Source organism: Mariniflexile fucanivorans, assembly GCF_004341235.1.
Lineage (GTDB): Bacteria > Bacteroidota > Bacteroidia > Flavobacteriales > Flavobacteriaceae > Mariniflexile > Mariniflexile fucanivorans.
On sequence record NZ_SLUP01000011.1, the window covers coordinates 110,058 to 120,264 of the forward strand.

The window sequence follows — 10,207 nt, forward strand, 5'->3', positions numbered from 1 at the left end:
TTATGCCTGAAGAAAGTATCGAAAACATCAATTTTGATGTCCTAAATAAGCGCGCTATTTCACAACCATTAGTATCACACATTTACACAGCAGATCCATCTGCACATGTTTTTAATGGAAAAATATACATTTACCCTTCTCATGATGTTGATGCTGGAGAAGCTTTTGATGATTTAGGAAGTCATTTTGCAATGGAAGATTATCATGTAATATCCATGGATTCCATCGATAGTGAAGCAGTTGATAATGGAGTAGCATTACATGTTGATGATGTGCCTTGGGCTAAAGAACAAATGTGGGCTCCAGACGCTCATGAAAAAGATGGTAAATACTATTTATTTTTTCCTGCGAAAGCGCATGATGGGATTTTTAGAATTGGAGTGGCTATAAGTAACTCTCCTGTAGGCCCCTTTAAGGCACAACCTGAAGCTATCAAAGGAAGTTTTTCTATAGACCCTGCCGTTTTTAAAGACGATGATGGAAGCTACTACATGTATTTTGGTGGCCTTTGGGGTGGCCAATTACAGCGTTGGAGAACTGGTGAATTTAAAGCGGAACAACCAGATAGTCCAACAGCCTTTTTACCAAAAGATAATGAACCTGCCTTATTACCATTTGTTACAAAAATGACGGATGATTTATTTGAGTTTGCGGAAAAACCAAGAACAATTGAAATTCTAGATGAAAAAGGTAACTTATTATTAGCCGGAGACAATGAACGCCGTTTCTTTGAGGCAGCTTGGTTACATAAATACAATGGGAAATATTATTTTTCGTATTCAACTGGCGACACTCATTTTATATGTTATGCAATTGGAGATAACCCTTATGGACCATTTACTTATGGTGGTCGCATTTTAAACCCCGTTGTAGGCTGGACTTCACATCATTCTATATGCGAAGTTGATAGAAAATGGTATTTGTTCTACCATGATTCTAGTTTATCTAAAGGTGTAACCCATTTAAGATCTGTTAAAGTTGCCGAAATCACCTATAGAGAAGATGGAAGCATTGAGACTTTAAATCCGTATATTGAGAAATAATTTTTTAAACCAAACAACATGGTGACTACTCTAGCAAAAATTCCTAAACGTATTATAATAACTAGTGTTGTATTATTTCTGTTTTATAGCTGTAATTCACAATCTGAAATTCAGTTTCCTATTGAAGTAGGAACAAAACCCGAAAGCATCACAAAGGGATTCAACGATAATTATTATGTTACCATAATGAACGGTAAAGAAAATGGTGATGGTGAACTGGTTGAAATTTCAAAGAACGGTGTAAACGTATTTGCAAAAGGTTTTGATGAACCCAAAGGCATTGTGTTTTTAAACAATCATCTATATTTCTCAGATTTAAATCGCATATGGAAAGTTGATAAACATGGAAAAGCGACTATTTTTGTAGATAAAAATGATTTTCCTAAAGAAGTATTATACTTAAATGATGTTGCTGTAGACGGAAAAAATAAAGGCATTTATGTTGCAGATATGGGTGCAACTAATTACATGCGGGATGGAGACAATAATTTATGGCCTCTTAATAGTGACGAAGCAAAACTAATCCCAGAATTAGGTCGCATTTATCATATTGATTTGGAAGGAAAAATATCTATAACACAAGACACGTCCTCTTTAATGCTTAACCCCAATGGTGTTGGTGTCGATAACAATGGGAATATTATGGTTGGCGCATTCTTTTTGGGTCATTTTTTGGTTAACAAAAATGGAAAACTCACACCTCTTAAAGGAGTTTTTCGTGGTGCTGATGCCGTTGAACAAGACAGTAAAGGAAATTATTATATAAGTAGCTGGACTTTAGGCACTGTTTGGAAAATAGATTATAAAACCGAAGAATCTACCATACTCATTAAAGGATTAAAATCTGCGGCAGATTTTTATTTGGAAGAAGATAAAGGTCGCCTATTAGTGCCAGATATGGTGGCTGGAAAAATATACGCCGTATCCATTGATTAATTAAGCATATTCTTTTTTATTTAATAGGTCGGTAAACAATGAACGGCAATAAAAATAGTGATGGTGAACTGGTGGTGCAAATTTCAAAAAATGAGCTTAAGGTATTTGCTAATAGTTTTGATTAACCCAAAGGCATTGTGTTTTTAGATAGTCAACTATATTTTTCATTTTCTGATGAACAATAAATGAAAAAACGTGCTAAAATTGTTGATACTATTATGTATCCAATTTTTTTCAATATTTATGTGTTTGTGTGTGGATAAATATTGGTTTATCCAATTCCGTTTTATAAGCCTCCAATACAAATGGATTTTTTTCGATACGGGCATCTTTCCAATCATGCCATGGAAAACCATTTTTGTTAGACCAAAATCCCCAATCCCAATTGATATAGCAAAATGCTTTTATCCCTGGGTTATCATTTAACATCTCGAAAAAAGGTTTAAACCATTTATTCCAAGAAATTTCACCATCTAAAACCCCAACATACCGTGGTGTACACTCACCTATCATCACTGGTTTTTTATGAATATGAGCCCTATCAAAAAAAGTTTGTAATCCGATATGATCAAATTCTTCAGGACTAAAAATATCAATACCCCACCAATCTACATATGCATCACCAGGATAATATGCCATCAACTTTTCAGTACTTATAAAATCTGCAGAGCCACCTCCCGAACACCAAACCGTAGCCGATTTAATGTTTTTTTCCTTAAAAGCCTTGGAAATAGTTATAAAAACTTTTTTATAACTTTCGGGTGCGTACCCATTCCAATCGCCTTCAAATTCGTACCCAATTCTCGTAAAGGAGGACCTATCTAAATCCAAAAGCACCTTATAAAATGCTTCCAATTGAGCATTATATTTTCCGTTGGCAACTTCTTTATCCAAACCTGCCCCTGTATCCTTACCGCCAGTAAATCCTAAACCAATTTGAGGCATAATTCCTTTTGGCAAACTATCTAAAACATGTTTTAAATTTTTTCCCCAAGATTCAATCCTTTTTACTGGTGCTGTTATATTAACATAAGTCATATATATTACAGGAAACTTATCTTGACCAACGGCATTTACATAATCTTTAAAGCCATTTTTATCCTGACCAGCGCCGTGATAAATTCCTGTTTCGGGTTCGTATTTAGCATTGTAAAACTCATGGAGAATCTTAGTATCTTGGGCATGAACCTTCAAAACCGTTACAAAAAAAAGTAACATTACTAATTTCATAAAAATTAATTTATTTGTTTTTTGAATAAATTTTGCGCCATTCACTTTATAAGTTTTTATCATATCTTTTAACTAAATTAAATTAAGAACAAACAGCTATTTCAATAGCATTAAAATTTAAAATCAAAGTCCAAACGGATTCTACTACCAGTTTCTTTAAACGCACCATAAGCGACAATTTGTTCCACGAGGTAATATTTTAATTTTAGATTCATATTTCTATTCATCATGTATTCGGAAACCAATTCCATTCCCTTAAAATTGGTTAGGCGACCATCTGGCGAGTCAAAAGAGGAATAATCCCAACGTGCCCAATCATTCTGTGCAAAAAAATCTACGGCGGCGTATCGCTCTAAATAGGAATACGTAGCTTTAAATGCCCAATCACCTTTTTTATCTAAGTGTCCATAGCTAATGCCCCCAACAAGTCCGTTTTTCTCATTTGCTAAATTTGCAGGTATTCCTGTAACATCCTTATAATTCTTTAAATTTGAATAAAAATCAAATTCAAAATTAATTAAAGGGCTTTCTTGAAGTTTTAATTTGCTTCCTAAGTGAAGTATGTTATAGTCGAAAATAAATGTATCTCCTCCATCTGGGATATCGGGAATATTTTTAAAAACATAGAAAGATGGAAATAGTTTTAACCTATCGTTAAATAAGCTTGAACTCAATTGAAATCCATCCATATAACTATCTTTATTGAATGATTTTCCTGAAGAACTAATAATAAAATGTCCTCCACTTATGTCAAGTGGAAATATAAAATTAGATTCAGTTGTAATGCTTTTTTTTAAAAACACGCCTTCTGGGTAAACATTATCACTCCAAAACAATTCATTGTTTTTATTAAATGGAAATGTGTTTTTACCTATCCATGTAAAAAAACCTTTGTAGCTGGTTTGGAAAAATATTTTTTCAAACCCTATAGGTAATGTTCCAAATTCTTTGTTGGCATCTCCTAAGGTTAATTGTGGGTCTTGCTGTTTTTTAGGGTCACCTGTCCTAATTCGAACACCCATCGACGTATTCTGATTCACAAAATAATTTAAACCAAGTCTCCCCCTATATCTCAGCCTGGTTCTATCATCTCTATATGTACCATCAGATTTTTTAGAGTTCCAGTCTTGCTCAACTCGAAATCTAAAATCTCCATAAAATGATAGCTTTGATTCCTCCAAATTTGCCTGTGAAAATGAAGTTAAAACGAACATTAAAAAAAGTAAAATAAAAATGGCCCTTTTCATAAAAATAATATTATTTGTTATTTCCAATAATTATGAACAAAATTTCATAATTATTTATTTTATTTATTAACCGCCTAGTATATCCCAACAAAAATGTGGTTTAAAAAGTTTTTGTTTTTATACGATTCTGGTTTATTACCTAATGCTGTATAAAACGATCTTCCTCCTTCATAATCTTGATTCCACGAAAAAGGATGTTTCTCTCCCATACCTTTTAACAGAATAGCATCATAATTTCATCTGCAGCAGATAATAGGTTGCCATCATTATCAAAATAAAGTCCAATTGAACGACCAGAAGGTTTCATATATTCAGATACTAAATTGGTTTTTGCATCCCATTATAAAATTCTGTCATTCGGTTGGTCGGTAAAAAAAACATTCCCTTCTTATCTGCTGCTGGCCCTTCAGTAAATTCATAATCATTTGAAATTAAGACCAATTCTGTACCATTGACTATAATTTGATTACTCTTTTTGTTTTGAGCATTACATGAGGTACATAATACTATAAACAAAATGATGTTTTTAAAACCTAAAAAGGTCTTTAATAAATTTACTCCCTTACATAGTTTAAGAATTTATTAATTTCAAACTCACCATCTAAAACACTTGCTTTAAAAACATATTTACCTGCTTTGGGAATAAAAATACGTGGTGTTGTAGTATTGGGATTATTATTTTCGAACTCACAATCGGCAGGGCCTTTTACTTGCTTCCATACTATTTCCGGGCTAATGGCATCTTTATCCTCGTCAGTAATCACAGCCGTAATTGCAAGACTGTTATCAGTTTTTGAGTAAGTATAATCAATAGTAATAGTTGGAGGTGTATTTAATGCAGAAACTAAAGCATGGGTATCATTTGCAAAGCGTTGTTCATCCTCGATACCTGCTGCCCAAAGTGCAATACGTTGTGCAAACACCCTATTATCGGAATGACTTAAACGGGTACCAGCCCCGGCATTCCAAAACAAATTACGATCAAAAACACCTATTACTCTACCTTTACCTATTTCAGCTATTGCTAAAGCTACATCGGTATTTTCATTAAATTTACCATCATTTGAATTTACAACTAACCTACCGCCTAATCCGCCTTCTTGCGCTTTAGCTAAAATTACTGCCGGTTTCGAAACACGAACAAAACTTACTCCTTCTCCCCTAAAAGCAACGCCTTTATGTTTATTGTTTTTATTAATAAAATGATCTTGTGTATACTCGTTCACCAAATAGTTTCCAGCACCATTGTCAGTCAAAAAATACATACCGAATTGCTCCATTAAAACATTGTCAGAAATTCGCCCCACTTCATTATCCACACCTACAATGCTATACTCTCCACCAAATCCACTATCCGACCAAGTAATTACTCCGCCACCTTTTTTCACCCAACGCTTTAAGGATTTAGCTTCTGCTTCGATAAAAACTCGCTGATTTGAGCCTAAAATTAAAACATCAATCGACTTTAGAAATTCGGCATTAATTACAATTTCTTGATCGTAAACTTCGCTTACAGTACACCCAACAGCTTCCAATGCTTTTTTGAAACCACTCATCCCTAAATCACCTTCATCATTCAAACGCATTTGGTGAAATGGTTTTTTACTTCCGGATGGTAGCGTACCATCAGCAGCAACATCTCCATATACATAAACAATGTTTTGCGCATCTACAGCAAGAAAACAAATTAAACTTATAGCTAATAATATTTTTTTACATTTCATTAATTTATTTTTAGTGATACATTATTAATAGTTTATTTTATTTTTTTCGCATTAAAAAAGATTATTCAGATAACGCAATTCAACAGCTAAAAACCGATGTAAACGACTTTTGTATTTTTATCGTAAACTTCAAATCATTTAATTTCAATTTTCAGATTAAAACCAATTCGACCAATTTTTATGAAAAATATCCCTATTTTAAAATTATAGTAGCAACTATTTTACTAAATTCTTAAAAGCTGATCCAAAAATTAAATAATTGGTATTACCACCTATCGTGCCCTCATTTTGCCCCCATAGAAATGGCCAGTCGTCATAGTTTTCAAAATGGTCGGGTTGTCTGAATAGTATACCAGGAGCAACATTCCCTGGAATAAATGAGAAATCAGCTCTATTATTACCATAAAAAACTTCTTTTGGTCGCACTGCACCAATCGTTGCCACTAACGAATAATTGTGATACGGGTGGCATCCAAATAGCCAGTTGGTGGTCTTGAAAGCATGGCTGGCGTCAACAATATTTGGGAAGTGTCTGTTAGCAAAGCAGATTGTGGTACCAAAACTAACCACATCTCCACTTCCTGCCCAGTTACCGAGGTGAATAGGTACTCCGTACGGATTATCCTTTTCAAGCTCGTCGATATATTCTTTGTACTTTACAACATACGGCCGGAGTTTTTCTTTGAAGGATGCGTCCATATATGGTATGGCATGAAATGCAGTCAATATATTACTACTGACCTTATGTTCTAGAGCCTTCCATAAAAGTTCCTGAAATTTATCGACATATTGTTGCTCTCCGGTTGTGATGTACAATTGAAGATTGGTGGCCACATCTGCTGATCCCTGGCCTCTTTCCCCCTCATTCTGTGGTTGATTCACAAGTAATTCAGCTGCTTCTTTCAGAAGTCTTTTTGCCTGTACCAGCGCTCTTTCTGAAAGATCATCATTATATCCCTTCAATGCTCGACTTGCTCCGGCAAAAGTTGCTGCTGCTCTGAGATCAAGGTTCGGGTTTCGGCTGGTAAAAGCCCACATATCATCTTTAACTCCGCTTGACTTACCGTCCTGAGCCACTTCATATGGGCCAAGGTTCGGATTATACGGAAGTCCATCCGTTATGGAAGCCGCGTCACCAAGATGATGGTAGTTGTCCAAAACAGAGTTGGATAGCGTTTGTGCCATGTGGCCGATAATCTCTGCCTGAGCTACCAGATTCAATGTTCCATGCTCAATATACTGTAATACATCTGGCGTCCCATCAGGACGATGAAGATCAACATAACGTTGCTTTTCATCAACAAAAGTCTGATCGCGTAAAGGTTTGAAATATTCCCATGTTTGGACAAAATTCTGCACCACAAAAATATTAGATCCTGTTTCGATATCAAAATCTCCAGCATCAAAAAACCCGCCTATGTTTAATCCGGGGATCGTTTCCATCGGTTCATATTTAGTATCCGTTGAAGGTCCTTGTGCATGGAGGTCAAAGTGATCTGTATTTGGTGGAGCTTGTAGATAACTTTCCTTAAAAGGTTCTCCGTGCCACATTCTATAGCCCTCATTTACAGAAATATGGTTCATATGAATTGGAATCCAAATATCACTGGTTGCATCAGTGATTTTATCATAAATGTTACTCTCTATTAGAAAATTATTTGTTCTAATGTTGCCATACTGAATATAGTATATACCGGGGGTGTTAACTGTAGAAAAATCAAATTTTACATAGTGATATTTATAATAGTCACCCCAAGCTATGGTATTTCCGCTGAATACTTCAGAAGTTTTCCCATCTTCTTCTATCTTATATATTGATGCTTTTGAAAGAGGTTTATCTTTCTTGTCGAGTTCAATCACAGAGACTTTTTGTTGTGAAGGGAGGTAGCCCACTTGAGAGAAACCTATATTTGGCTCTCTTACCCAATTTTTTATGGCATTTGGTTCAACCGTCCAGGTTAAAACCTTACCTGTTTTTCCTGCTGGAAGTAAACTGCGAACTACAAACCAGCCATTTTGCGCCAACACACGACCATCGAAAAGCATAAGGTCAGCATCATGCGAAGTAATTTTAACCAAACGTTCGGGTTCATCAGGTGCAAGAATAATGGTATGGCCGGTTTCGAGAGGAAGCGGATCAATAAATCTGCCGGTACCTCTATCGTCGGAAGTTACATACCCTTTGAATTGTTTAAGCTTTTCAATGTTGGGCCTTGTAATGGTGTTACCTACCACATAGCGTGGGAACAGATTGGAATGTCCATCCATCAAAAAGGTCTTTCCCCAATATTTTGAGGGCAAAAACTCAAGATTAAACCCGGCTTTCCCTTCAAGTGACGCGGGAATGGGTTTGTCAAGATAAACAGATATCTCAACGGCATTACCCTTAGCCGTGACTACCACTCGTGAATCAAAATCGAAATCCTCATATCTTAATACAGACTCAATACTTTTAGACTCATGGTCTACCTTACGAGATGATATTGCAGGAACAAGATTCCATTGTTCTGGAGTACTGGAAAGCCTCACAGCGCCACCTTGTGCTGTTCTGACACCATGGTGAATCAGCTCTATGCCTGCATTCTTTTCATCGTTAAAACCGCCAGTAAAAAGGTTGTTGTACACAAGAATATTGACGCCTTGCGCCTCGAAATACTCAAGATCATTGAGTTTCAAATTCTGACTTGATCCATGCTCACATACTGCTAATAGTAGCACTACAAGTGATATTAATTTTAGGTGTTTCATATTGAGTGAAAATTATGTATTGGTGAAAATATAATCAGTTATTCAGTACAGGTTACATTAATTATTTTATGCTTTAAAGGTTTTTACAAATTCAAGCAATCATTTATGAACAATAAACTTATAGATAGTTCTTGAAAAATATTTTTCTCCTGGTAGTAATAAAGTTGATGGAAAATTGGTTTGATTAGGACTATTTGGAAAATGTTGCGTTTCTAAACAAAACGCGACTCTTTTTTGATATAAAACATCGTTTTTGCCTTCTAAATTATTTAGATGATTCCCCGAATAAAATTGTACTCCGGGTTCGGTAGTATAAACCTCTAAACTTCTCCCAGAATTTTTATCAATTACCTTTGCTACAAAACCTGCATTCACATCATCTAAAACAAAATTATGGTCAAAACCACTACCTAACTCTATTTGTTGATGTTGCTTATTAATAACTTGCTGTACTGTTTTTAATTTTCTAAAATCGAAAGGAGAATTGGTAACATTCTCTAAAATTCCTACAGGAACCATCTTATCATTTACTGGTAAATAATAATCTGCCTTTATTTGAAATAAATGATTTTCTATTGATTTATTAAAATCACCAGATAAATTAAAATAAGAATGGTTTGTTAAGTTTATTACTGTTTTTGCATCTGAAACTGCAAAATATTCTATCTGTAATTCATTTTTATCGGTTAATGTATACACTACTTTCAATTCTAAATTACCAGGAAAACCTTGATCTAAGTGTTTAGAAAAATGAGTTAATTCTAAAACGGATTCGGATATTTGTTTTGCTTGCCAAACAACTGCATGAAAACCTTTTTCACCTCCATGTAATTGGTTTTCTTCTTCATTTTTATCTAACAAAAACTCATTATTATCTATACTGAACTTACCATTTGAAATTCTATTACCATAACGACCAATAATAGCTCCAAAAAAATGATCTGGCTTTTCTAAATAATCTTTTGCAGAATCGTAGCCTAAAACAACATCTTCAAAAACACCCTTTTTATCAGGAACAAAAAGATTTACAATCCTACCACCATAATTGGTAATCTGACTAACAATTCCATTTTTATTTTTTAATGTAAATAACTTAATCCCCTGTTCTTCAAAACCTTTTGAAAAATTATTAGCATCTATTAATTTTATCATTTTAGTTCTGTCGTGCTTATTTTTATTTAAAACCCAATATATTGCACCAAAAATGTGATTCAAAAAGTTTTTGTCTTTATAAGATTCAGGTTTATGACCTAAAGCAGTATAAAACGATCTTCCTCCT

9 protein-coding genes are annotated in these 10,207 nt (G+C 34.5%); 2 read left to right on the top strand and 7 right to left on the bottom strand.

Annotated features, from left to right (window positions below):
• The first annotated feature begins 2 nt into the window (after nucleotides 1-2).
• Both EV196_RS18740 and EV196_RS18745 read left to right on the top strand, forming a co-directional pair.
• Nucleotides 3-1,043, top strand: a complete 1,041-nt coding sequence (locus EV196_RS18740; RefSeq protein WP_132219318.1) for a glycoside hydrolase family 43 protein — start codon at nucleotides 3-5, stop codon at nucleotides 1,041-1,043.
• An 18-nt stretch (nucleotides 1,044-1,061) separates the two neighbouring features.
• Nucleotides 1,062-1,979 carry an SMP-30/gluconolactonase/LRE family protein gene (locus EV196_RS18745; protein ID WP_207902878.1) on the top strand — a complete coding sequence of 306 codons (918 nt, stop codon included), beginning with the start codon at nucleotides 1,062-1,064 and terminating at the stop codon, nucleotides 1,977-1,979.
• A gap of 234 nt (nucleotides 1,980-2,213) precedes the next feature.
• On the opposite strand, the gene EV196_RS18750 is transcribed toward EV196_RS18745, so the two are convergent.
• The 7 genes from EV196_RS18750 to EV196_RS18780 all read right to left on the bottom strand — a co-directional run.
• On the bottom strand, nucleotides 2,214-3,209 hold the full coding sequence (locus EV196_RS18750) for a glycoside hydrolase family 26 protein (RefSeq protein ID WP_165876204.1): 996 nt from the start codon (nucleotides 3,207-3,209) through the stop codon (nucleotides 2,214-2,216).
• Between the two features lie 110 nt (nucleotides 3,210-3,319).
• Nucleotides 3,320-4,423 (bottom strand): putative porin, encoded by a 1,104-nt coding sequence (locus EV196_RS18755; RefSeq protein ID WP_207902879.1) that lies wholly within the window; start codon nucleotides 4,421-4,423, stop codon nucleotides 3,320-3,322.
• Nucleotides 4,424-4,530: 107 nt separating this feature from the next.
• Nucleotides 4,531-4,665 (bottom strand): ThuA domain-containing protein, encoded by a 135-nt coding sequence (locus tag EV196_RS18760; protein ID WP_132219321.1) that lies wholly within the window; start codon nucleotides 4,663-4,665, stop codon nucleotides 4,531-4,533.
• A 109-nt stretch (nucleotides 4,666-4,774) separates the two neighbouring features.
• The gene (locus EV196_RS20170) at nucleotides 4,775-4,972 is read right to left on the bottom strand and encodes a hypothetical protein (RefSeq protein ID WP_243652288.1); all 198 of its coding nucleotides are present in this window, start codon (nucleotides 4,970-4,972) and stop codon (nucleotides 4,775-4,777) included.
• Nucleotides 4,973-5,010: 38 nt separating this feature from the next.
• Nucleotides 5,011-6,180, bottom strand: coding sequence for a hypothetical protein (locus EV196_RS18770; protein WP_132219322.1), 1,170 nt, complete (start codon nucleotides 6,178-6,180; stop codon nucleotides 5,011-5,013).
• Nucleotides 6,181-6,396: 216 nt separating this feature from the next.
• Nucleotides 6,397-8,928 (bottom strand): glycoside hydrolase family 9 protein, encoded by a 2,532-nt coding sequence (locus EV196_RS18775; protein ID WP_132219323.1) that lies wholly within the window; start codon nucleotides 8,926-8,928, stop codon nucleotides 6,397-6,399.
• Nucleotides 8,929-9,027: 99 nt separating this feature from the next.
• A partial coding sequence (locus EV196_RS18780) for an aldose epimerase family protein (protein WP_132219324.1) occupies nucleotides 9,028-10,207 on the bottom strand: 1,180 nt, incomplete at its 5' end.